Origin of the sequence: Streptomyces sp. NPDC059994 (assembly GCF_042737755.1) — a bacterium.
Lineage (GTDB): Bacteria > Actinomycetota > Actinomycetes > Streptomycetales > Streptomycetaceae > Streptomyces.
The window spans coordinates 15,933-38,624 of record NZ_JBHWUR010000062.1 but is presented as its reverse complement, the minus strand read 5'-3'; the positions used below and the strand labels follow the sequence as shown (position 1 = coordinate 38,624).

Here is a 22,692-nt window from a genome sequence, read left to right as displayed (position 1 = left end):
GTGTCGACGCCGTTCTATGTCTCACCCCAGCAGGCCATGGCCGACCGTGCCGAGTACGCCCGCAAGGGCATCGCGCGCGGCCGCAGCCTGGTCGTGCTGCAGTTCGCCGACGGCATTGTCTTCGTCGGCGAGAACCCGTCCCGTGCGCTGCACAAGTTCAGCGAGATCTACGACCGGATCGGCTTCGCGGCCGCCGGCAAGTACAACGAGTACGAGAACCTCCGGATCGGCGGTGTGCGCTACGCGGATCTGCGGGGATACACCTACGACCGCCACGATGTGACGGCCCGTGGTCTGGCCAACGTGTACGCGCAGACGCTGGGCACCATCTTCTCCAGTGTCGGCGAGAAGCCGTACGAGGTGGAGCTGGTGGTCGCCGAGGTCGGGGCGACGCCGGAGGAGGACCAGATCTACCGGCTGCCGCACGACGGCTCGATCGTGGACGAGCACGGCTCGGTCGCGGTCGGCGGCAACGCGGAGCAGATCAGCACGTTCCTCGACCAGCGCCACCAGGACGGCATGTCGTTGGCGGAGGCGCTGAAGCTGGCCGTGCAGGCCCTGTCGAACCAGACCAACGGTGCCGAGCGGGAGATTCCCGCGGAGCGTCTGGAGGTCGCGGTGCTCGACCGGACGCGGCCGCAGCAGCGGAAGTTCAAGCGGATCGTCGGTCGTCAGCTGTCCCGTCTCCTGCAGACGGAAGAGGCGAGCGCCGAGCCGACCGAGGTGCCGTCGGACGACGACGAAGAGTGACGAAGACCAGACACGAGTAGAAGCGTCGGCCCGGTCGACGTGAAGACCTGTGCCCCGCCGTTTCTCACGGCGGGGCACAGGCCTTTCCCGGTTCAGGCCGCGGGCGGGGCCGTGGAGCCTCGCACGATCAGGGTGACGGGCAGGTCGCCCGGTTCGGGCTCGCGGCCGTCCAGGACCGCGAGCAGTGCGGCCATACCGCGCTCGCCCACCTGCTCGGCGGGCAGCTGGACGGTGGTGAGCTCGGGTTCGAGGGCGGTGGCGAGCGCGAGGTCGTCGAATCCGGCCACCGAGATGTCGTCGGGGATGCGCAGACCGAGCCGCCGGGCGGCCTTGCAGGCCCCCGCCGCCAGGATGTCGTCGTCGCAGACGAGGGCGGTGGGGCGGGTCCCGGCGCGGGTGAGGGCGTGTTCGGCCGCCTTGCGGGCGGCGTCGACGGTGAGTGCGGAGGGCACGGTCAGGACTTCGGCGTCGGGGGTCCGGCGCAGTGCGTCCTCCAGGGCCCGGCCGCGTACGTGGAAGGTCCAGGAGTCCACGGCGGAGGCGAGGTGGGCGAACCTGCGGTGGCCGAGGCCGAGCAGATGCTCCGTCACCTGCCGTATGCCGTCGGCGATGTCGAGGTTGACGCGGGCGGCGGGGCCGGCTTCGGCGGGGTCGCTGTCGAGCATCACGAGGGGCAGGTCGGTGCCCTGGATGCCGGCGAGGGCGTCGGCGGCCATGGAGGAGGCGATGACGCCGTCGAGGGCGGCGCGGGCGGAGTCGAAGGGGTCGCGGGCGGGGCCGACGCCCTCGGGGGAGGGGTAGAGGACGACGCCGAAGTCGTGTTCTGCGGCGACGCGGGCGGCGCCGGTGTAGACGCGGGCGAAGAACTCGTTGGTGAGGGCGGGGACGACGAGAAGGGCGGTACGGGTGCGGCCGAGGCGCAGGCTGCGGGCGGCGAGGTTGGGCCGGTAGCCGAGTTCGCGGGCCGCGTCGCGGACGAGGGCGGCGGTCCTCTCGGAGACACGGCCGTGCCACTTGTCGCCGAGGACGAGGGAGACGGTGGCCTGGGAGACCCCGGCCGCGCGGGCGACGTCCCGGCTGGTCGGCTGGGTCTTCACGGGGTCCTCCGGCGGGGTGTGGTGGCTGGGTGCCCTGGGTCCGGGGTGGACCCGGGGGTTGTCGACATGGTACGTATGACGCCGGACGTTATACGTAAAACTAATTCAACCGAGAGGCGACATGGCGGCGGGATATCTGGAGATCCTCCGGACGCGGCACGCCGCGCGACTGCTGGTGGGGACGCTGACGGGGCGGCTGCCGAACGCCACCGCGGCCATCGCCGTGGTCCTGTTCGTCCGCGCCGAGGGCGGCGGCTACTCCCTGGCGGGCGCGCTCACCGCGGTGTACGGCGTGGCCACCGCGGCCGGGCAGCCGCTCCTCGGCCGGGCCGTGGACCTCCACGGGCAGCCCCGGGTGATGCTGCCGGCGTCGGTGGCCAGCGCCCTGGGAATGGCCGTCCTCGCGTTCAGCGGCATCGACCCGGTCGCGGTGGCGTACGCGGCGATGGTCGTGGCCGGGTTCTGCACACCGCCGCTGGAGGGCGGACTGCGGGCGCTGTGGCCCAGCGTCCTGACCCGCCAGGACCAGGTGCACACCGCGTACGCGATGGACGCGATAGCCCAGGAGGTGATGTTCACGGTCGGCCCGCTGCTGGTCACCCTCGGCATCGCCCTGTGGTCGCCCGCCACCGCGCTGGTCGCGATCAACGTGCTCGGGGTGCTCGGCGCGCTCTCGGTGGTCCTCTCGGAGCCCTCGCGCGCCTGGCGCTCGGCCCCGCGCGAGGCGCACTGGCTGGGCGCACTGCGCTCCACGGGGTTGCTCGCGCTCCTCGGATCCTTCTTCTTCGTCGGCCTCGCGCTGGGCGCGATCATCGTGGCTGCGTCGGCCTACGCCGACGACCACGGCAGGGACGCGGTCTACGGCTGGCTGATGGCGGCCAACGGCCTCGGGGCGCTGCTCGGCGGTCTCGTGTACGGGGCACGCCAGTGGGCCGGAACTCCCGAGAAACGGCTGATTTCGCTCGTCGCGCTGCTCGCGGTCGGCTATCTGCCGCTGATGCTCGTCCCCGGTGTCGTACCCATGGTGGGACTGGCCGTGGTGTCCGGGCTCTTCCTCGCGCCGTGCATCGCCTGCGCGTTCATCGTGGTCGACCGGCACGCCCCGCGCGGCACCGTGACCGAGGCGTTCTCCTGGCTGGTCACCGCGTTCGGAGTCGGCACCGCGCTCGGCACGGCCGTCGCCGGGCCCGCCGTCGAACTCGGCGGCAGCGCGGCGAGCTTCGCCGTCGCGGGCGGCGGCGGAGCGGCCGCACTCCTGGTGCTGCTCACCACCCGACGGGTCCTCGCAGCTCCCGGGCGTACGGAAAGTGTCGCGGCAGTTGACCAAAATGATCCAACCCGTGCTGCCGAACCCGGTTTCAGCTGAGGGCATCGGGCGTAATGTTCAGTCATGGACCGCCGCATTTTCGGGCTGGAGAACGAGTACGGCGTCACGTGCACGTTCAGGGGACAGCGCCGACTGTCACCTGACGAAGTGGCGCGCTACCTCTTCCGCCGTGTTGTGTCATGGGGCCGCAGCAGCAATGTCTTCCTGCGGAACGGCGCCCGCCTCTACCTCGACGTGGGTTCGCATCCGGAATACGCAACTCCCGAATGCGACAACGTGACCGAGCTGGTCACCCACGACAAAGCCGGCGAGCGCATTCTCGAAGGCCTGCTCGTCGACGCCGAGCGCCGCCTGCACGAGGAGGGAATCGCGGGCGACGTCTATCTCTTCAAGAACAACACCGATTCCGCGGGAAACTCCTACGGGTGCCACGAGAACTATCTCGTGGCCCGGCACGGTGAGTTCTCCCGGCTGGCGGACATCCTCATCCCGTTCCTGGTCACCCGTCAGCTCCTGTGCGGGGCGGGCAAGGTCCTCCAGACCCCGCGCGGCGCGGTCTACTGCGTCAGCCAGCGCGCCGAGCACATCTGGGAGGGCGTCAGCTCCGCGACGACCCGCTCGCGCCCGATCATCAACACCAGGGACGAGCCGCACGCGGACGCCGAGCGCTACCGGCGCCTGCACGTGATCGTGGGCGACTCCAACATGTCCGAGACGACCATGCTGCTCAAGGTCGGCGCCACCGACCTGGTGCTCCGCATGATCGAGGCGGGCACGGTGATGCGCGACCTGACGCTGGAGAACCCGATCCGGGCCATCCGCGAGGTCTCGCACGACATCACCGGCCAGCGCAAGGTGCGCCTTGCCAGCGGCCGCGAGGCCTCGGCGCTGGAGGTGCAGCGGGAGTACTACGAGAAGGCCGTCGACTTCGTGGAGCGCCGGGGTATCCGCACCGGCACCGTCGACCAGGTCCTGGAACTGTGGGGCCGCACGCTCGACGCGATCGAGGCCGAGGACCTGGACCGGATCGGCACCGAGATCGACTGGGTCATGAAGTACCAGCTGATCGAGCGGTACCGGGCGAAGAACAACATGACCATGTCGCACCCCCGGGTCGCCCAGATAGACCTGGCGTACCACGACATCCACCGCCAGCGGGGGCTGTACTACCTGCTGGAACGCAAGGGCCAGGCGGCCCGGATCTGCAACGACCTGAAGATCTTCGAGGGCAAGTCGGTGCCCCCGCAGACCACTCGGGCGCGGCTGCGCGGCGACTTCATCCGCCGGGCGCAGGAGCAGCGGCGGGACTTCACCGTCGACTGGGTGCACCTCAAGCTCAACGACCAGGCGCAGCGCACCGTGCTGTGCAAGGACCCTTTCCGATCCGTCGACGACAGGGTGGAGAAACTGATCGCCGGTATGTGACCGGGAAGCGACCGGCAACGTGAACACGGGCCCCGTACGTTCCTCGTACGGGGCCCGGAGTACGCCTTAGAGTGGCGGGCAAACTACCGTGCCGTCTGAGATCTGAGGAACACGTGCGCCGACTTGCCGGCCTGCTCGCCGTCCCGCTGCTGCTGATTGCCACAGCCGCCTGCGGAAGCGACGACAAGGGCTCCGACTCCACCTCCGACTCCGCCTCGATGAAGAACGGCCTGCCCGCCATCACCGCGGGCGCCAAGTTCGGGGAGAAGCCGACCCTCGCCAAGGGTGAGGGCACCCCGCCCAAGGCCCTCAAGGTGAACGTCCTCAGCGAGGGCAAGGGCGCGGCGCTCAAGAAGAACGACGCCGTCTCCGTGAACTACCTCGGCCAGGCCTGGGACTCGGACAAGCCGTTCGACAACAGCTTCGACCGCAAGGAGCCGTTCACGCTGACCCTCGGCGCCGGCCAGGTCATCAAGGGCTGGGACCAGGGCCTGGAGGGCCAGAAGGTCGGCAGCCGCGTCGAGCTGGGCATTCCGCCGGAGCTGGGTTACGGCGCGCAGGGCCAGGGCGACATCAAGCCCAACGCCACCCTGGTCTTCGTCGTGGACATCGTGAAGGCGACCACCATCCCGGCCTCCGCCAAGGGCAAGGAGGTCGCGCAGGAGGACAAGGACCTGCCGAAGGTGGGCACCAACACCGACGGCAAGGCGCCGACGCTGACCGTCCCCAAGACCGACGCGCCCAAGAAGCTGGTCTCCAACTACGTGCTGGAGAGCGACGGTGACGTGGTGAAGGACACGGACAGCGTGGTCCTGGCGTACGAGGGCGTCCTGTGGAAGGACAGCAAGAAGTTCGACAGCACCTACGACCAGGGCAAGACGCAGACCTTCGCGCTGCCGAACCTGACCCTCAAGGGCCTCAAGGCCGGTCTGGTCGGCAAGAAGGTCGGCAGCCGCATCCTGGTGGTCATCCCGCCGGACCAGGGCCTGGGCGACAAGGAGCAGTCGGGCATCCCGGCCAACTCGACCATGGTCTTCTCGATCGACATCCTGGCCAAGATGTGACGGTGAAGATGTAAGACTGTCCGGGTTGCCCTGCACGTATTCAAGAGGAGCAGTTCAGTGAGCATCGAGAAGCCCGAGATCGACTTCCCCGAGGGCGAGCCGCCGGCGGACCTGGAGATCAAGGAGATCTGGGAGGGCGACGGCGCCGTCGCCAAGGCGGGCGACTTCGTGAAGGTCCACTACGTGGGCGTCGCCTTCTCCACCGGCGAGGAGTTCGACTCCTCCTGGAACCGCGGCAACCCGCTGGAGTTCAAGCTCGGTGCCGGTCAGGTCATCCAGGGCTGGGACGCGGGCATCCAGGGCATGAAGGTCGGCGGCCGCCGCCGGCTGACCATCCCCGCGCACCTCGCCTACGGCGACCGTGGCGCCGGTGGCCAGATCGCGCCGGGTGAGACGCTTATCTTCGTCTGCGACCTGGTCGCTGTCTGATCACACCCGATCACACCGAGGGCCCGTGCCGCCTGGCACGGGCCCTCGGCTTTTGCCACGACACCCGGGGACGGTACGGTCAACGGTCGGGAGCAGCGGAGCCGCTCCCTCATGACGAGGAGAGGCGAAGGGCGTCGATGGCGATTGCCAAGGCCGAGCGGTTGATGAACCTGGCGCTGTGTCTGCTGGGCACGCGCCGTCCGCTCAGCAAGCGCGAGCTGCGCGGTTCCATCGAGGCCTATCTGGAGGCGGGGTCGGACGACGCCTTCAACCGGATGTTCGAGCGAGACAAGGACGATCTGCGCGAACTCGGCCTGGTCATCGAGACGGTGGAGAACCTCGACGGCGAGACGGGTTATCTGGCCCGCCGTGACTCCAACCGGCTGCCGCCGGTCCAGCTGGACGCCGAGGAGGCCGCCGCCCTGGGCCTGGCCGCCCGGGTCTGGCAGCAGGCCCGGCTCGCGGGCGCGGCCAGCGGCGCACTGCAGAAGCTGCGCGCCGCCGGAATGCCGGAAGCAGACAACCCGTACGAGCACAGCGCGATCGAGCCACGCATCCCGGTGCACGAGGCCGCTTTCGAGCCGTTGATGCTGGCGTGCCGCGACCGCCGCGCGGTCGTCTTCGAGTACCGCAAGGCCACCGCCGCCCGCCCCGGGACCCGCCATGTCGAGCCGTGGTCCCTGGAGTGCTGGCGCGGCCACTGGTACCTGGCGGGCTGGGACCGCGACCGGGGCGCCGAGCGGGTCTTCCGGCTCTCCCGGATCACCGGCAAGGTGCGCTCGCGGGCCGGCGCCTTCACCGCGCCGGTGCCCGACGTGGTCACCGTGCGCGAGACCGTGGAGAGCTGGGCGGGGGAGACCGCCACCCGCTCCGCGCGGATCAGGCTGCGCGCGGGCGCCGGCTATCCGCTGCGCTCGCGGGCCACCTCGACGCGGGAACTCGGCGACGGGTGGGACGAGTTGGAGATTCCGTACGGGCACGGGCTCGACGCCTGGCTCGTGGAGTTCGGCCCCGATGTGGTCGTGCTGGAGCCCGCGGACCTGCGGGCCGACGTGGTGGACCGGCTGCGCGCCGTGGCCAAGGGCTGAGGGGACCGGACGACCATGGCTGCCAACGCCATCGACCAGACGCGGCGGATGCTCTCCCTCGTCACCTATCTGCGCGAGCGGCCCGGGGCGCACGTCGCCGACGTCGCCCGCGCCTTCGGGATCACCGAGGACGAGCTGATCTCGGACCTCGACGTGCTGCCCATGTGCGGGACCAGCTTCCGCGGCGGCGACCTCCTCGACATCGACACCGACGGCGACCGCATCTGGTGGCGCAATCCCGGCGCCCTGGGCGCCGAGGCGGCCGAGCCGCTGCGGATCGCCGCCGACGAGGCGACCGCGCTCCTGGTGGCGGCCCGCGCGGTGGCGACGCTGCCGGGTCTGCGCGAGGGCGACCGCCAGGCGCTGCTGCGCGCCACCGCCAAGCTGGAGGCGGCGGCCGGGGAGGCGGCGGGCGCCAGCTCCCGGCTCTCGGTGACCTTCGAGTCGGAGGGCGGCGTCTTCGCGGACGTCGACCGGGCGATCTCGGAGCGGCGGCGGCTGTGGGTGCGTTACTACTCGCCCGCGCGCGACGAGCTCACCGAGCGCGAGGTCGACCCGATCCGGCTCTTCGCCGTCGGCCACACGTATATGGAGGCGTGGTGCCGCCTCTCGGAGGCGCGGCGCACCTTCCGTCTCGACCGGGTGGCCGAAATCCGACTGCTCGACGAGCCGGCCGCGCCGCCGGAGCTGGAGCTGCGGGACCTCTCGGAGGGTTTGGTGCAGCCCGCCGCCGAGGACCCGGAGGTGATCGTCGAGGTGGGTCCCGGCGGGCGCTGGGTCGCCGAGTACTACCCGCACGACAGCGCCGAGGAGCTGGCGGACGGCGGTCTGCGGATCACTCTGCGCACCCCCGAGCCGGCCTCGCTGCGGCGCCTCGCGCTGCGCCTGGGCCGCGACGGCCGGATCGTCGCCCCCGGTGAACTGGCCGAAAGCGCCCGCAGTGCGGCGCTGGCGGCACTGGAGGCGTACGAAGAGCAGAGCGCGCACGACGGACAGAGCTGAGGAGATATACGCAATATGTCGGCGTTGACCGGTATTTCCCGTCAGATGGCCGCGGTCCAGTCGGTGCTCTTCAAGGCCGCCTGCCCCGACTGCCGTGCCCGCTTCGAGCTCGCCGCGGGGGCGCTGCGCCTCGCCATCGGCGCCAGCCGCCGTACCACCTTCTACTCCTTCACCTGCCCCGAGTGCGGCTCCGCCGTGCGCAAGCCGGCCGGTGAGCGCGTCGTCGAACTCCTCACCGGCGGAGGGGTCCGTACCCTCCGCCTCCACTCCAGCGTCTAGGGTCCGCTCATGTTCTGGCCGATGACCGCCATCGCCCTCGGGTTCCTCGGAATCTCCGTCCTCGGTGTCCTCGCGATCAAGGTGTTCGTCGAGGCGCAGCGGCTCGGCCGCCAAGTGGCCGACACCACCCATAAGATCAACAAGGCCGCCGAGGACCTGGAGCGGGCCGCAGTCGAACTCTCGGCCACCGGGGAGACCTTGCGCTGACCGTGCGGGGTCGTGCGGACTCCTGTCCGTCCGTCCCTTTAGGTACGCTTCAGAGCGCGGACCACGGAGCGAGGCAGTGGGCCGTGTCACGGGAGTACGCACGGGGATTGCCCAGCGTTTACCCCTGCGCGTTACGATCGCTGCACGCATGCGATCGGACACCAGTCCGGTCGAACCCACGCAGCCCCACCCATGTCGCCTCGGTGAGAAGGTAAAAGCTTATGTTCGGAAGGCTCGGCGCCCCCGAGATCATTCTCATCCTCGTCGTCATCGTCCTGCTGTTCGGCGCGAAGAAGCTTCCGGACATGGCGCGCTCGCTCGGCAAGTCCGCGCGCATCCTCAAGAGCGAGGCGAAGGCGATGAAGTCCGAAGGCCAGCAGACCGCCCCCGCCGACCCGCCGCACCCGGGCGAGCAGCCGCCGGTGCAGCGCACCATCCAGTCGGCCCCCGGCGACGTCAGCAGCTCGCGTCCCGTCACCGAGCCGACCGACTCCACCCGCTGACACCTGGGCCGAAGCAGGCACTGATCACCAAGGTGCCCTGCCGCACGAGATGAGGACGTGGGTTGCTGAAGTCTGCCCGCAATCAGCAGAAGGACCCGGAGGGGCGGATGCCCCTCTCGGATCATCTCCGTGAGCTGCGCAACCGGCTCGCCAAGGCGGTCCTCGCGATCCTGGTCTGCGCCGTGGTGGCGGCGTTCTACTACAAGGACATCGTCGACCTGATCATCAAGCCGATCAAGGAGTCGGTCGGCTGCACGCAGGGCTTCGGCGAGCTGGCCAAGCAGGGCGACAAGGATCACTGCGGCAACGTCACGATGTCCGGCCTCATGTCGCCGTTCACCTTGATGATCAAGACGTCCCTGGTGGCGGGCGTCGTGGCGGCCAGCCCGGTCTGGCTCTACCAGCTCTGGGCGTTCGTCGCCCCGGGCCTGCACAAGAACGAGAAGAAGTACTCCCTGGGCTTCGTCGCGGCGGGCTTCCCGCTCTTCGTCGCCGGCGGCTGGTTCTCCTACCACGTGCTGCCCGCGGCGGCGAAGGTCCTCCTTGAGTTCACCCCCGACGGCGCGCTGAACCTGCTCCCGCTGAACGAGCTCATCGACCTCGTGCTGCGGATGATCATCGTCTTCGGCCTCTCGTTCGAGCTGCCGCTCTTCCTGGTCATGCTCAACTTCAGCGGAGCGATCACCGGCCGCCGGATGCTGGGCTGGTGGCGCGGCATGATCATGGGCGTCACGGTCTTCGCGGCCTTCGCGACGCCGACCGTCGACCCCGTCTCGATGCTCTCGCTGGCCACCCCGATCGTGCTGCTCTACTTCGTCGCCGTCGGCGTCTCCATGCTCAACGACAAGCGCCGCCGCCAACGCGAGGACGCCAAGCCCGCCGACGACGAGGCCTCCGACCTCGACCTCACCCCCGCGGACATCGGCGAGATCGAGCCGGTCACCACCCCGTCCCTGCCCGAGCAGGCCGACGGCGGCCGCTCCAGCAGCCGGGTCAACGGCTACGACGACATCACCTGATCCCACGCCGCGAAGCGGCCGGGGCGCGCACGCCGCGCACCCGGCCGCTTCCGCGTTCCCGGCCGCCCCGCACTCCGTCCCGGGCCCCCGTCCCGATAAAGATCGAGACCTCTGTCAGAGGCGGCGGGTAGGCTCGAAGACAAGATGACAGAGGACCTCTCACCAGCCGAAGCGTACGCAGCTGCCCGGCTCCGCGCCGCCGAGCAGGCCACCGCGCTCGCACCCTTCCGCGACCTGTACGACTTCGATCTGGACCCCTTCCAGATCGAGTCGTGCCAGGCACTCGAAGCAGGCAAGGGTGTGCTCGTGGCCGCCCCGACCGGCTCCGGCAAGACCATCGTCGGCGAGTTCGCCGTGCACCTGGCCCTCCAGCAGGGCCGCAAGTGCTTCTACACCACGCCGATCAAGGCGCTCTCCAACCAGAAGTACGCCGACCTGGCCAGACGCTACGGCGCGGACAAGGTCGGCCTGCTCACCGGCGACAACAGCGTCAACTCCGAGGCGCCGGTGGTCGTGATGACCACCGAGGTGCTCCGCAACATGCTCTACGCGGGCTCCCAGTCGCTGCTCGGCCTCGGTTATGTGGTCATGGACGAGGTGCACTACCTCTCCGACCGCTTCCGGGGCGCCGTCTGGGAAGAGGTGATCATCCACCTGCCCGAGTCGGTGACGCTGGTGTCGCTGTCGGCGACCGTCTCCAACGCGGAGGAGTTCGGCGACTGGCTGGACACCGTCCGCGGCGACACCGAGGTGATCGTCTCCGAGGACCGCCCGGTCCCGCTGTGGCAGCACGTGCTGGCCGGACGGCGGATGTACGACCTCTTCGAGGAGTCCACCGACCACGGCGGCCGCGGCGGCGCCCGCCGCGAGGTCAACCCGGACCTGCTGCGCATGGCCCGGATGGAGAACCAGAAGACGTACAACCCGCGCGACCGCAGGCGCGGCAAGATGGTCCGCGAGGCCGACCGCGAGCGCGAGCGCCGCCAGCGCTCCCGGATCTGGACGCCCTCCCGCCCCGAGGTCATCGAACGGCTCGGCGCCGAGGGCCTGTTGCCCGCCATCACGTTCATCTTCAGCCGGGCCGGCTGCGAGGCAGCGGTCCAGCAGTGCATGTACGCGGGCCTGCGCCTCAACGACGAGGAGGCGCGCCACAAGGTGCGCGAGATCGTCGAGGAGCGCACCGCCTCCATCCCCGGCGAGGACCTGCACGTCCTGGGGTACTACGAGTGGCTGGAGGGCCTGGAGCGGGGTATCGCGGCCCACCACGCGGGCATGCTGCCGACCTTCAAGGAGGTCGTGGAGGAGCTGTTCGTGCGCGGCCTGGTGAAGGCGGTGTTCGCCACCGAGACGCTCGCCCTGGGCATCAACATGCCCGCCAGGACGGTGATCCTGGAGAAGCTGGTGAAGTGGAACGGCGAACAGCACGCCGACATCACCCCCGGTGAGTACACCCAGCTGACCGGCCGCGCCGGGCGTCGCGGCATCGACGTCGAGGGCCACGCCGTGGTGCTCTGGCAGCGCGGCATGGACCCGGGTGCGCTGGCGGGCCTCGCGGGCACCCGTACGTATCCGCTGCGCTCCAGCTTCCGGCCGTCGTACAACATGGCGGTCAACCTGGTCGAGCAGTTCGGCCGGCACCGCTCGCGCGAGCTGCTCGAAACCTCCTTCGCCCAGTTCCAGGCGGACAAGTCCGTCGTCGGCATCTCCCGCCAGGTGCAGCGCAACGAGGAGGGCCTGGAGGGCTACCGGGAGGGCATGAGCTGCCACCTGGGGGACTTCGAGGAGTACGCGCGCCTGCGCCGCGACCTCAAGGACCGTGAGACGGAGCTCGCCAAGCAGGGCGCCAGCCAGCGGCGGGCCGCCGCGGCCGCGTCCCTGGAGAAGCTCAAGCCCGGCGACGTGATCCATGTGCCGACCGGGAAGTTCGCCGGGCTCGCGCTCGTGCTCGACCCGGGCATCCCGGCCGGGCGCTCCAACGGCCACCGCGGCTTCGAACAGCACGACGGGCCGCGCCCGCTGGTGCTCACCGCCGAGCGGCAGGTCAAGCGGCTCGCCGCGATCGACTTCCCGGTGCCGGTGGAGGCGATCGAGCGGATGAGGGTCCCCAAGTCCTTCAACGCGCGCTCGCCGCAGTCCCGTCGCGACCTCGCCTCCGCGCTGCGCACCAAGGCGGGCCACATCGTGCCCGACCGGCACCGCAGGGGCCGCGCCGAGGCCGCCGACGACCGCGAGATCGCACGGCTGCGCGCCGAGCTGCGCGCCCACCCGTGCCACGGCTGCGACGAGCGGGAGGACCACGCGCGCTGGGCCGAGCGGTACCACCGGCTCAAGCGGGACACCCAGCAGCTGGAGCACCGCATCGAGGGGCGGACCAATACGATCGCCCGCACCTTCGACCGGATCGTGGCGCTCCTGACCGAGCTGGACTATCTGCGCGACGACGAGGTCACCGCGCACGGCCGCCGCCTCGCCCGGCTCTACGGCGAGCTGGACCTGCTGGCCAGCGAATGCCTGCGCGCGGGCGTCTGGGAGGGCCTCAGCCCGGCCGAACTGGCCGCGTGCGTCTCGGCGTTGGTGTACGAGGCCCGTCAGGCCGACGACGCGGTGGCGCCCAAGCTGCCCTCGGGCGCGGCCAAGGCGGCGCTCGGCGAGATGGTCCGCATCTGGGGCCGGCTCGACGCGCTGGAGGAGGACCACAGGATCAACCAGGCGGAGGGCGTCGGCCAGCGCGAGCCCGACCTCGGCTTCGCCTGGGCGGCCTTCCAGTGGGCCTCGGGACAGGGCCTGGACGAGGTGCTGCGCGAGGCGGAGATGCCCGCGGGCGACTTCGTCCGCTGGTGCAAGCAGGTCATCGACGTACTCGGCCAGATCGCGGCGGCGGCCCCCGGCTCCTCGGCCGGAAGCACGGTCGCCAAGAACGCCCGCAAGGCGGTGGACGCGCTACTGAGGGGCGTGGTGGCGTACAGCTCGGTGGGCTGAGGCGAAGTCCCTCCGGGGGTGCGGGTTTTTTCTGTGGGCCGGTGGGGGCTGGTCGCTCCCCAAGTTCCCGGCTTCGCTCGAACAGGGGGACACCCATCGCGGCGGAGCCGCACCTGTCACAGGCCCGCACCCCTGGAGGCGGTTGGGGGCCCGCAGAGGGCCCCCGGGCCTTACGCCGCCTCCTGCTCCCGTTCCACCTGCTCGTTCCATTCGCGCTTGACCGCGCGCCACGCCTCGTCGCTCTGGCCGAGGCGCCAGTAGCCTGAGATGGACAGGCGGTCGCGGGGGATCTCCCGGTCCAGGCGCAGATGGCGGCGGAGTTCCTTCACGAAGGCCGCCTCGCCGTGGACGAAGGCCTGTACGTCGCCCTCGGGGAAGGCCAGCTCCCGCACCGCCGCGACCAGCGCGTCGCCCACCGGGGCCTCACCGCGGTGCAGCCACGTCACCTCGACCCCGTCGGGAGCGGGGATCTTCTGCTCCTCCTCCGGGCCGGGGACCTCCACGAAGGCGTGGACCACCGCGCCCTCGGGCATCTGCTCCAGCGTGGCGGCGATCGCCGGGAGGGCGCTCTCGTCGCCGACCAGGAGGTGCCAGTCGGCGGCCGGGTCCGGCCCGTAGCCGCCGCCGGGGCCGGAGAGGTGGATGACGTCGCCGGCCTGGGCACGGGCGGCCCACGGTCCGGCCAGGCCCTCGTCGCCGTGGACCACGAAGTCGATGCTCAGCTCGTCCCGCTCGGCGTCCCACGTCCGGACCGTGTACGTCCGGTTGCTCGGCCACTGGTCGCGCGGGAACTCGGTGCGCACGCGCTCCAGGTCGAACGGCTCGGGGTAGGTCACCCCGGGCGCCGGGAAGAGCAGCTTCACATAGTGGTCGGTGTACTCGCCGACGGCGAAGCCGCTCGCCGCCGCGCCCCCCAGGACCACCCGGACCATGTGCGGAGTGATCCACTCCGTGCGCACCACGTGCGTCTCATGAGCCCGTGACCCCTTGCGGGCCGGTCGTTCTGCCACAGCGTTTCTCCCCTGATGTGTGCCGGACTCGTCTGCCCGGCGCGCTGAACCGTCTGCTCTTCTTAGGTTTGCCTAAGTTAGCATCCCGGCCATCTGGGCCCACCCTTCCGCCGGCCCCCCGAACCTCAGCGCCCCAGCGTCGTCAGCAGCCGGGTCAGCGAGCTTCCCAGTCCCCATCGCCGCGCCAGTTCGTCCACCGTCTCCGGGTGCAGCGCCTCCGCCGGGAGCGCCGGGTCGAACGCCGGCAGCGGCACGTCCAGCGCCACCCGGACCACCTTCGGGGCCACGTCCAGATACGTGGCGGCCTCGACGATGCCCCGGCGCTTGGCGGGGGTGAGGCGGGAGGTGCGGTCCCCGGCCGCCGTGCGCACGCCCGCCAGATCGCCGTACTCCGTGATCAGCTGCGCGGCCGTCTTCTCGCCGATGCCCTTCACGCCCGGCAGGCCGTCGCTGGCGTCGCCGCGCAGGGCCGCGAAGTCCGCGTACTGATCGGCCCGTACTCCGTACTTCGTACGGATCAGGTCCTCGTCGACCGCGTCGCAGTCGCCCACGCCCTTGCGCGGGTACAGGACCCGCACCCCGCGCTCGTCGTCGACCAGCTGGAACAGGTCGCGATCGCCCGTGACGATGTCCACCGGGCCGGGGGCCGCCGAGGCCAGGGTGCCGATCACGTCGTCCGCCTCGTACCCCGCGACGCCGACCCGGGCGATGCCCAGCGCGTCCAGGACCGCCTCGATCACCGGGACCTGCGGGGCCAGCGTGTCCGGGACCTCCTCCTCGTCCGGGACGCCGTCGGCCGTCTCCACCGCCACCCGGTGCGCCTTGTACGACGGGATCAGCTCCACGCGCCAGTGCGGGCGCCAGTCCGCGTCCATACAGGCGACCAGGTCGTCCGGATGGTGGTCCTGGACCAGGCGGGTGATGAAGTCGAGCAGGCCGCGCACGGCGTTGACCGGGGTGCCGTCCGGGGCCCGGACCGAGTCGGGGACCCCGAAATAGGCCCGGAAGTACAGGGAAGCGGTGTCGAGGAGCATCAGGCGTCGCGTCACACCCCGATGATGCCGTACGCCACTGACAGTCACCGTGCGCCGACAGTCACTATGCGCGGTAGTGAACTGGATCACGTTGGTGTTTGCCCCGGGCAAAGCCGGGCAGGCGCGGCGCCGGAGCGGACCCTCGTATCGGTTTCAACGACTACGGCACCGCATACACAGGGCGACGGACCGAATCCGCGCCGCTCCACGGCCCGCCCGCGGGGGATGCGGGCCGTTCTCAGTTCTATCCGTGAGGTTTATGTGTCCACGCTGCAAGCCGAGCAGCTCTACAAGGTGTTCGGCCGACGACCCGACGACGCGGTGCGCAAGCTCGAAGGCGGCGCCGACCGCGACGAGCTGCGGGCCGACGGGACGACCGCGGCGGTGATCGACGCGTCGTTCACGGTCGAGCCCGGCGAGATCTTCGTCGTCATGGGTCTGTCCGGGTCCGGAAAGTCCACGCTGCTGCGGATGCTCAACGGGCTCCTGGAGCCCACCTCCGGGCGGGTGCTCTACGACGGCCAGGACCTGACCGGCCTGAGCCCGCGCGAGCTGCGCGCCGTCCGCTCCACCAAGATCAGCATGGTGTTCCAGCACTTCGCGCTCTTCCCGCACCGCAACGTCCTGGAGAACGCCGCGTACGGCCTGGAGGTCCAGGGCGTGCCGCGCGCCGAGCGCGAGAAGCGCGCCGCCGAGGCCCTGGAGCTCACCGGGCTCGCCGGCTGGGGCGACTCCTGGCCGGACGAGCTCTCCGGCGGTATGCAGCAGCGCGTGGGCCTGGCCCGCGCCCTCGCCACCGACGCCGACCTGCTCCTCATGGACGAGTCGTTCAGCGCGCTCGACCCGCTGATCCGGCGCGACATGCAGGACCAGCTCCTCGAACTCCAGAAACGCCTGAAGAAGACCATCGTGTTCATCACCCACGACCTCAACGAGGCCATGCGGCTCGGCGACTCCATCGCCGTGATGCGCGACGGGCGGATCGTGCAGCTCGGCAGCGCCGAGGACATCCTCCTGACGCCCGCCAACGACTACGTCGCCTCGTTCATCCAGGACGTCGACCGCTCCCGGGTGCTCACCGCCGTGTCCGTGATGACCGCACCGCACCGCCCCGACGCCGGGGACTGCGCCTGCGAGAGCGTGACCTCGGACACCAGCGTCGCGGACCTGTGCGCCGTCGCCGCGCGCGTGCCGCACCCCGTGGCCGTCAAGGACACCGACGGGTCGCTGCTCGGCGTCGTACCGCAGGAGCGGCTGATCGCCTTCCTCGGGGACGACCAGCGCGGGCCGGTCGCCTGCTCGATGCAGGAGGTGGCCCGTGCCTAGGCTCCCTCTCGGCGAGTGGGTGGACAGCGCCGTCACCTTCCTCCAGAACCACCTCTCCTGGCTGTTCGACGCCATCACCAAGGTCGTCAACGGCATGTACGACGGCATCGACGCCGTCCTGTCCGCGCCGCACCCGCTGCTCTTCGCGGGCATCCTCGCCGTCGTCGCCTGGTGGCTGCGCGGTCTGGTCGCCGGTGTGCTCGCCTTCGGCGGGTTCGCGCTGATCGACTCGATCGAGCTGTGGGACGAGGCCATGTCGACGCTGTCGCTGGTCCTCGTGGCGACCGTCGTCACACTGCTCCTCGCGGTGCCGCTCGGCATCTGGTCGTCCCGGTCCAAGACCGTGAGCGCGATCAGCCGCCCGGTCCTGGACTTCATGCAGACCATGCCCGCCATGGTCTATCTGATCCCCGGCATCATCTTCTTCGGCGTCGGCGTGGTCCCCGGCATCATCGCCACCATCGTCTTCTCGCTGCCCCCGGGCGTGCGCATGACGGAGCTCGGCATCCGCCAGGTCGACCCCGAACTGGTCGAGGCGGCCGAGGCGTTCGGCACCACCCCGCGCAACACGCTGCTCAGGGTCCAGCTCCCGCTGGCGCTGCCCACGATCATGGCGGGCGTCAACCAGGTCATCATGCTGGGCCTGTCCATGGTCGTCATCGCGGGCATGGTCGGCGGCGGCGGGCTCGGCGGCGCGGTCTACCGGGCCATCGGCAACGTCGACATCGGCCTCGGCTTCGAGGCGGGCATCTCCATCGTCGTCCTCGCCATGTACCTGGACCGGATGACCGGTGCGCTCGGCCGTCAGGTCTCGCCGGTCGGCCGCCGGGCACTGGCCCGGGCCAGGACGTCCGGCGCCAGGATCTGGAACCACCGTCCGCGGCCCGCAGTCGCGGTCGTCGGCGTGGTCGTCCTCGCGCTCGTGGCCGGCGGCATGGGCATGTTCGGCTCCTCGTCGACGGCCACCGCCTCCGGCGCCGAGAACGTCGGCAAGGGCAAGAAGGTCTCCCTGGGCTACATCCCCTGGGACGAGGGCATCGCCTCCACCTTCCTCTGGAAGGAACTCCTTGAGCGCCGCGGCTACAAGGTGGACACCAAGCAGTACGAGGCGGGCGCGCTCTACACCGGTATGGCGGGCGGCCAGATCGACTTCGAGACGGACTCCTGGCTCCCGGTCACCCACGCCACGTACTGGCAGAAGTACCACGACAAGCTGGAGGACCTCGGCTCCTGGTACGGCCCGACCTCGCTGGAGCTCAGCGTGCCCTCGTACATGAAGGGCATCGACTCGCTCGACGACCTCAAGGGCAGGTCCGGCCAGTTCAAGGGCAGGATCATCGGCATCGAGCCGAGCGCCGGCATGATGGGCCTGCTCAAGGACAAGGTCCTCAAGGAGTACGGCCTGGACGGCGAGTACAAGGTCGTCGACGGTTCGACGCCGTCCATGCTCGCCGAGCTCAAGCGCGCGTACGCCAAGAAGGAGCCCGTCGTCGTCACGCTCTGGTCGCCGCACTGGGCGTACAGCACGTACGACCTGACGAAGCTGGGGGACCCCAAGGGCAGCTGGGGCAAGGGCGACGGGGTGCACACCCTGGCCCGCAAGGGCTTCTCGGACGACAATCCGAAGGCCGGCGCCTGGCTGAAGAACTTCAAGATGACCGAGCAGCAGCTCACCGGTCTCGAAGCGAAGATCCAGTCGACCGGCAAGGGCAAGGAGCAGCAGGCGGTCCGCGCCTGGCTCGACGCCAACCCGGGCCTCGCGGACAAGTGGACGCCCACCGCCGGGTAGCCGCGCGGGCACGGCGAACGGGCGAATGTTTTCAGCCGCCCGCATACGGATGGGGCCCCGCCGGACACCGGCGGGGCCCCATCCGTGCGGATACGCCCAGCACGCCGTCCGGGCACTCTTCTTCCACGTGATGGTGCCCCCGGGCGCCGAAGCTGCGTAGGGTGCAGGCAGTGCGGCGGCCGCGGTGGTCCAGGTGACGGGGAGGGAGCCGGAGAGATGGACGACAAGGAAACTCTTCGGGTGGGAGTGGCGGTGCGGCGGCTCCGCCGCGAGCTGGGGCTGACGCTCGCCGCGGTCGCGCAGCGCAGCGGCCTCTCGGTGCCCTTCCTGAGCCAGATCGAGAACGAACGGGCCCGCCCCAGCGCCCGCTCCCTCGCGCGCGTGGCCGACGCCCTGGGCACCACCGTCCCCGAGCTGTACGACGCCGCCGACACCGCGCGCACGGTCGAGGTCGCCCGCGCCGACGACAGCGACGGCGGCGGGGTGCGCCAGCTGCTGCGCGGCCACCACCAGCTGCACGCCATGGAGTTCACCGGCGAGCACGACACCGCGCGCGAATTCCAGCACCGCAACGACGAGTTGATGTACGTGGCCGACGGCGCCGCCGAGGTCGAGGCGGAGGGCCGGGCCTACCGGCTGGAGCGCGGCGACACGCTGTGCCTGTCCGGCGGGGTGCGCCACCGCTGGCGCGCGGCCGTGCCCGGCACCCGGATCCTGCTCGTCGCGGTCGCCGACCACATCGAGGCGATCGAGGAGACCCGCCACTGATGGCGTCCCCGGCGGCCGGTCCCCGGGTCGTCTCGCTGGTGCCCTCGCTGACCGAGGCGGTCGCGGCCACGGCCCCCGGGCTCGTCGTCGGCGCCACCGACTGGTGCACGCACCCGCCGGACCTCGCGGCGGCGCGGATCGGCGGCACCAAGAACCCCGACACGGACGCGATCGCGGCGCTGCGCCCCGATCTGGTGATCGCCAACGAGGAGGAGAACCGGGAGCTGGACCTGGACGCCCTGCGCGCGGCGGGGCTGGAGGTCCTGGTCACCGAGGTCCGCGACCTGGACCAGGCGTTCGCGGAGCTGGAGCGGGTCCTGGCGGACGCCTGCGGGCTGCCCCTGCCCCGCTGGCTCGACGAGGCGCGCGAGGCCTGGGAGCACCTGGTGCCTCCGGCCGAGCCGGTCGCCGCCGTGGTGCCGGTGTGGCGCCGTCCCTGGATGGTGCTCGGCCGCGACACGTTCGCGGGGGACCTGCTGCACCGGCTCGGCGTCCGCAATGTGTACGCGGAGCACGCCGAGCGCTATCCGCGCGTCCCCCTGGACGAGTTGAGGGCCGCCGGGGCGGACCTGGTGGTCCTCCCCGACGAGCCCTACCGCTTCACCGCCGACGACGGCCCGGAGGCGTTCCCGCGGCTCCCGGCCGCCCTGGTCGACGGCCGTCTGCTCACCTGGTACGGGCCGTCGCTCGCGGCGGCGCCCGGCGCGCTCAGCGGGGCGCTGCGAGCAGCCTGCCGCTGACCAGGCCGCGTACGGTGTGGGCGCCCGCCAGCAGCCAGGCCGCGGCGAGCAGCGCGTACAGGCCGTAGGCGAGCCAGGTGAAGGCGTCCAGGCCGGTGTGGTGGGCCAGGCCCTCGGCGCCGGTGACACAGGTGCCGACGGGGAAGGTGAACGCCCACCAGGTCATCGCGAAGGGCATCCCGGAGCGGGCGGCGCGGACCACCATGGCGGTGGCCAGGGCGAGCCACATCAGGGCGAAGCCCATCACGGGGACGCCGTAGATCACGGCGAAGGCGCTCAGGCCGCCCGCGTTGGTGGCGTCGATCGCGCCGGGGGCCACGTCGGCGAGCTTGTTGACGGCGGTGGTGGACTGCCCGAGGGGGCCGAGCACCAGGAACAGGGCCGGGGTCAGGGCGAGGGGCAGCGGGCCGTGGTGGACCAGGCGGGCGAAGACCAGGGGCAGCAGCACCAGCACGGCGAGCAGGCTCATGCCGAACATCGCGTACGAGGCGAGCAGCATCGCCTCACGGGGCTGGCCGGCCGGGAGGTGGGGGACCAGGAGCGCGCCGAGGGTCGCGGAGACCATGGGGGCCACCACGGGCAGCAGCCAGACCGGGGAGGCGGTGCCGGGGGCGACCCGGTGGCGGACCACCATCAGGTACGGGATGCCCACGGCGACAGCGAGGCCGGTCGCGGTGCCGATCGCGTACAGCGCCCAGGCCAGCGGGACCGCCGCGCCCTCGCCGATCACGTCCTCGCCGACGGTGAGGGTGCCGATGCCGACGGCCAGGAACGCCATCGACATACAGCCGTAGAAGGGAGCCACGCCCGGGTCCATGAGGTGGGCGCGGGCCTGGTCGCGGTGGTGGCGCCAGTGTGCGGCGCGGGCGGCGACGAGGACGGTGAGCATGGTCAGCGACAGGGCCCACACCACCGGCAGTCCCGGCACACGGAACGGCAGCCCGGCGCCCGCGTTGGCGATGATCGCGGTGCCCATGACCGTGGCGTACCAGTGGGGACCGAGGTGCCGCAGGGGTGCGAAGCGCGCGGTGACCGTGTCGGCGCTGGGGTGGGTGAGGGTGACCATGTGTCCACCTTCGCGCCGGTCCGAGGGGGTCACCAGACCGGATCTTCCTATGGGGACATAAGCTGGGCTTATGAGTATGAGCAGTGCGGAGGACGCCGGTCCGCTGTCGAAGCGGGTGCCCGACCTGAGCGCGATGGAGCTGCTGATCGCGGTCGCCCGGCACGGCAGCCTCGGGCGCGCCGCGCGCGATCTGGGGATCACCCAGCCCGCCGCGAGCAGCCGCATCCGGTCGATGGAGCGGCACCTCGGCGTCGCCCTCGTCGACCGCTCGCCGCGCGGGTCCAAGCTGACCGCCGAGGGCGCGCTGGTGACGGACTGGGCGCGGCGGGTGGTGGAGGCGGCCGAGGCGTTCGACGTGGGCGCGCAGGCGCTGCGCGGGCGGCGCGACTCCCGGCTCCGGGTCGCCGCGAGCATGACCATCGCCGAATATCTGCTGCCGGGCTGGCTGATCGCGCTGCGCGCCGAACGCCCGGGCACCGCCGTCTCGCTGCTCGCCGGGAACTCGGTGTTCGTGGCCGAGCGGCTGCTCTCCGACGAGGCGGACCTCGGGTTCGTGGAGGGCCTGACCGTACCGGCCGGGCTCGACGGGGCCGTGATCGGCCACGACCGCCTGGTGGTGGTCACCGCGCCCTCCCACCCGTGGGCCCGGCGCCGCACCCCGCTCGGCGCGGCCGAACTGGCCGCGACCCCGCTGATCCTGCGCGAGGAGGGCTCGGGCACCCGGCAGGTCCTGGACGCGGCGCTCGCGGATCACGGCGGGGTGGCCCGGCCGCTCCTGGAGCTCGCCTCCACCACGGCCGTCAAGGCGGCGGTGGTGAGCGGCGCGGGCCCCTCGGTCCTGAGTGAACTCGCCCTGGGGGAGGAGCTGGCGGGCCGCCGCCTGGTCCGCATCCCCCTGGACGGGCTGCGGCTGCGCCGGGACCTGCGCGCGGTCTGGCGCACCGGCCACCGCCCCACGGGCCCGGCCCGCGACCTGCTGTCGCTGACGCGGTCGGGGCCGGGGACTGGGACTGGGACGGGGACGGGGACGGGCTGAGGGTCCCGGGGGCGCTCAGGACACCGGCACCGCCGTCCGGGCCCCCGCTGCCGCCACCAGCGCCCGCATCACCTCGGTGTCCTCGCCCATCTCCGGGTGCCACTGGACGCCGAGCACCCAGGCCTCGCCCGGCAGTTCGACCGCCTCGACGGTGCCGTCCTCGGCGCGGGCCGACACCACCAGGCCGTCCGCGAGGCGGTCCACGGCCTGGTGGTGGTAGGTCGGCACGGACGCCTCGTACGGCTCGATCCCCGCGTAGCGCGTGCCGGGCACGGGGCGCACGGTGTGGCGGCCGACGACGCCGTGGCCGCCGGTGTGCCCGTCCAGGTGCTGGACGAGCGTGCCGCCGAGCGCCACGTTCAGGAGCTGCATCCCCCGGCAGATGCCGAGCAGCGGCGTCCCGGACGCCAACGCGGCCTCGATCAGGGCGGTTTCCCAGGCGTCCCGCTCCGGCGCGGGCGGCCCGGTGCGGGCGTCGAGGGCGGCCCCGTACCGTACCGGCTCCACATCCGGGCCGCCCGCGATGACCACGCCGTCGAGCCGGGCCACCACCTCCGCGGCCGTCTCCGGGTCATCCGGCGGGAGCATCGCCGTGAGGCCGCCCGCGGCCCTGACGAGGCGCGGGTAGTGGGCGGGCAGCAGGGCGGCGGGCCAGTCCCACACCCCCCAGCGCACCGAACCCTCCAGATACGTGCTGACACCGATCAGTGGCCGTCCCACCGCGTTCTCCCTCTCGTGCTGCCGATCCCGTACT

At 71.5% G+C, this 22,692-nt stretch carries 22 protein-coding genes; 17 read left to right on the top strand and 5 right to left on the bottom strand.

The features are described from left to right. On the top strand, nucleotides 1–750 hold the full coding sequence (gene prcA / locus ACFWA7_RS26325; RefSeq protein WP_385541831.1) for a proteasome subunit alpha: 750 nt from the start codon (nucleotides 1–3) through the stop codon (nucleotides 748–750). Between the two features lie 92 nt (nucleotides 751–842). Here the strand turns inward: prcA and ACFWA7_RS26320 are convergent, their stop codons facing one another. Next, nucleotides 843–1,847 carry a LacI family DNA-binding transcriptional regulator gene (locus tag ACFWA7_RS26320; RefSeq protein WP_385825510.1) on the bottom strand — a complete coding sequence of 335 codons (1,005 nt, stop codon included), beginning with the start codon at nucleotides 1,845–1,847 and terminating at the stop codon, nucleotides 843–845. A 121-nt stretch (nucleotides 1,848–1,968) separates the two neighbouring features. On the opposite strand from ACFWA7_RS26320, the gene ACFWA7_RS26315 reads away from it, so the two are divergent. From ACFWA7_RS26315 to ACFWA7_RS26265, 11 genes are all read left to right on the top strand, one after another. Next, nucleotides 1,969–3,213, top strand: a complete 1,245-nt coding sequence (locus ACFWA7_RS26315; RefSeq protein WP_385825508.1) for an MFS transporter — start codon at nucleotides 1,969–1,971, stop codon at nucleotides 3,211–3,213. 24 nt (nucleotides 3,214–3,237) lie between these two features. Further along, complete coding sequence (pafA, locus tag ACFWA7_RS26310) at nucleotides 3,238–4,599, top strand: Pup--protein ligase (protein WP_101387501.1); 1,362 nt, start codon at nucleotides 3,238–3,240, stop codon at nucleotides 4,597–4,599. Nucleotides 4,600–4,712: 113 nt separating this feature from the next. Then, nucleotides 4,713–5,663 (top strand): FKBP-type peptidyl-prolyl cis-trans isomerase, encoded by a 951-nt coding sequence (locus ACFWA7_RS26305; RefSeq protein WP_385541825.1) that lies wholly within the window; start codon nucleotides 4,713–4,715, stop codon nucleotides 5,661–5,663. 57 nt (nucleotides 5,664–5,720) lie between these two features. Beyond that, nucleotides 5,721–6,092: an FKBP-type peptidyl-prolyl cis-trans isomerase gene (locus ACFWA7_RS26300; RefSeq protein WP_385541823.1), complete on the top strand. Its 372-nt coding sequence runs from the start codon at nucleotides 5,721–5,723 to the stop codon at nucleotides 6,090–6,092. 137 nt (nucleotides 6,093–6,229) lie between these two features. After that, on the top strand, nucleotides 6,230–7,180 hold the full coding sequence (locus ACFWA7_RS26295; protein ID WP_385541821.1) for a helix-turn-helix transcriptional regulator: 951 nt from the start codon (nucleotides 6,230–6,232) through the stop codon (nucleotides 7,178–7,180). 15 nt (nucleotides 7,181–7,195) lie between these two features. Further along, on the top strand, nucleotides 7,196–8,182 hold the full coding sequence (locus ACFWA7_RS26290; protein WP_385541820.1) for a helix-turn-helix transcriptional regulator: 987 nt from the start codon (nucleotides 7,196–7,198) through the stop codon (nucleotides 8,180–8,182). Nucleotides 8,183–8,197: 15 nt separating this feature from the next. Continuing rightward, on the top strand, nucleotides 8,198–8,461 hold the full coding sequence (locus ACFWA7_RS26285; protein WP_385541818.1) for a hypothetical protein: 264 nt from the start codon (nucleotides 8,198–8,200) through the stop codon (nucleotides 8,459–8,461). Between the two features lie 9 nt (nucleotides 8,462–8,470). Next, complete coding sequence (locus ACFWA7_RS26280; protein ID WP_385541816.1) at nucleotides 8,471–8,668, top strand: hypothetical protein; 198 nt, start codon at nucleotides 8,471–8,473, stop codon at nucleotides 8,666–8,668. 221 nt (nucleotides 8,669–8,889) lie between these two features. Next, on the top strand, nucleotides 8,890–9,171 hold the full coding sequence (tatA, locus tag ACFWA7_RS26275) for a Sec-independent protein translocase subunit TatA (protein WP_385541814.1): 282 nt from the start codon (nucleotides 8,890–8,892) through the stop codon (nucleotides 9,169–9,171). Between the two features lie 62 nt (nucleotides 9,172–9,233). Then, the gene (gene tatC, locus ACFWA7_RS26270) at nucleotides 9,234–10,190 is read left to right on the top strand and encodes a twin-arginine translocase subunit TatC (protein WP_385825506.1); all 957 of its coding nucleotides are present in this window, start codon (nucleotides 9,234–9,236) and stop codon (nucleotides 10,188–10,190) included. Nucleotides 10,191–10,334: 144 nt separating this feature from the next. Further along, on the top strand, nucleotides 10,335–13,169 hold the full coding sequence (locus ACFWA7_RS26265; RefSeq protein ID WP_385541810.1) for a DEAD/DEAH box helicase: 2,835 nt from the start codon (nucleotides 10,335–10,337) through the stop codon (nucleotides 13,167–13,169). A gap of 170 nt (nucleotides 13,170–13,339) precedes the next feature. On the opposite strand, the gene ACFWA7_RS26260 is transcribed toward ACFWA7_RS26265, so the two are convergent. Next, nucleotides 13,340–14,179, bottom strand: a complete 840-nt coding sequence (locus tag ACFWA7_RS26260; RefSeq protein ID WP_385825504.1) for a siderophore-interacting protein — start codon at nucleotides 14,177–14,179, stop codon at nucleotides 13,340–13,342. Nucleotides 14,180–14,304: 125 nt separating this feature from the next. Beyond that, the gene (locus ACFWA7_RS26255; protein ID WP_385825514.1) at nucleotides 14,305–15,213 is read right to left on the bottom strand and encodes a 5'-3' exonuclease H3TH domain-containing protein; all 909 of its coding nucleotides are present in this window, start codon (nucleotides 15,211–15,213) and stop codon (nucleotides 14,305–14,307) included. Between the two features lie 261 nt (nucleotides 15,214–15,474). On the opposite strand from ACFWA7_RS26255, the gene ACFWA7_RS26250 reads away from it, so the two are divergent. From ACFWA7_RS26250 to ACFWA7_RS26235, 4 genes are all read left to right on the top strand, one after another. Beyond that, nucleotides 15,475–16,539: a glycine betaine/L-proline ABC transporter ATP-binding protein gene (locus tag ACFWA7_RS26250; RefSeq protein WP_385541806.1), complete on the top strand. Its 1,065-nt coding sequence runs from the start codon at nucleotides 15,475–15,477 to the stop codon at nucleotides 16,537–16,539. Continuing rightward, entirely contained in the window at nucleotides 16,532–18,328 is a 1,797-nt protein-coding gene (locus tag ACFWA7_RS26245; protein WP_385541804.1) for an ABC transporter permease/substrate binding protein, read from the top strand. Before ACFWA7_RS26250 ends, ACFWA7_RS26245 begins: the two co-directional genes overlap by 8 nt. A 216-nt stretch (nucleotides 18,329–18,544) precedes the next feature. Continuing rightward, complete coding sequence (locus ACFWA7_RS26240; RefSeq protein ID WP_190089632.1) at nucleotides 18,545–19,096, top strand: helix-turn-helix domain-containing protein; 552 nt, start codon at nucleotides 18,545–18,547, stop codon at nucleotides 19,094–19,096. Further along, a complete protein-coding gene (locus tag ACFWA7_RS26235) occupies nucleotides 19,096–19,836 on the top strand; it encodes a helical backbone metal receptor (RefSeq protein ID WP_385541803.1) in 741 nt (246 codons plus the stop codon). Before ACFWA7_RS26240 ends, ACFWA7_RS26235 begins: the two co-directional genes overlap by 1 nt. On the opposite strand, the gene ACFWA7_RS26230 is transcribed toward ACFWA7_RS26235, so the two are convergent. Beyond that, nucleotides 19,805–20,902, bottom strand: a complete 1,098-nt coding sequence (locus tag ACFWA7_RS26230; RefSeq protein WP_385825502.1) for a TDT family transporter — start codon at nucleotides 20,900–20,902, stop codon at nucleotides 19,805–19,807. The genes ACFWA7_RS26235 and ACFWA7_RS26230 overlap by 32 nt on opposite strands. A 70-nt stretch (nucleotides 20,903–20,972) precedes the next feature. Here ACFWA7_RS26230 and ACFWA7_RS26225 point away from each other — a divergent pair, with 70 nt between their 5' ends. Further along, nucleotides 20,973–21,938, top strand: a complete 966-nt coding sequence (locus tag ACFWA7_RS26225; protein WP_385825500.1) for a LysR family transcriptional regulator — start codon at nucleotides 20,973–20,975, stop codon at nucleotides 21,936–21,938. Nucleotides 21,939–21,953: 15 nt separating this feature from the next. Here ACFWA7_RS26225 and ACFWA7_RS26220 read toward each other — a convergent pair whose 3' ends face one another. Next, complete coding sequence (locus tag ACFWA7_RS26220) at nucleotides 21,954–22,658, bottom strand: gamma-glutamyl-gamma-aminobutyrate hydrolase family protein (protein ID WP_385825497.1); 705 nt, start codon at nucleotides 22,656–22,658, stop codon at nucleotides 21,954–21,956. Between the last annotated feature and the right edge of the window lie 34 nt (nucleotides 22,659–22,692).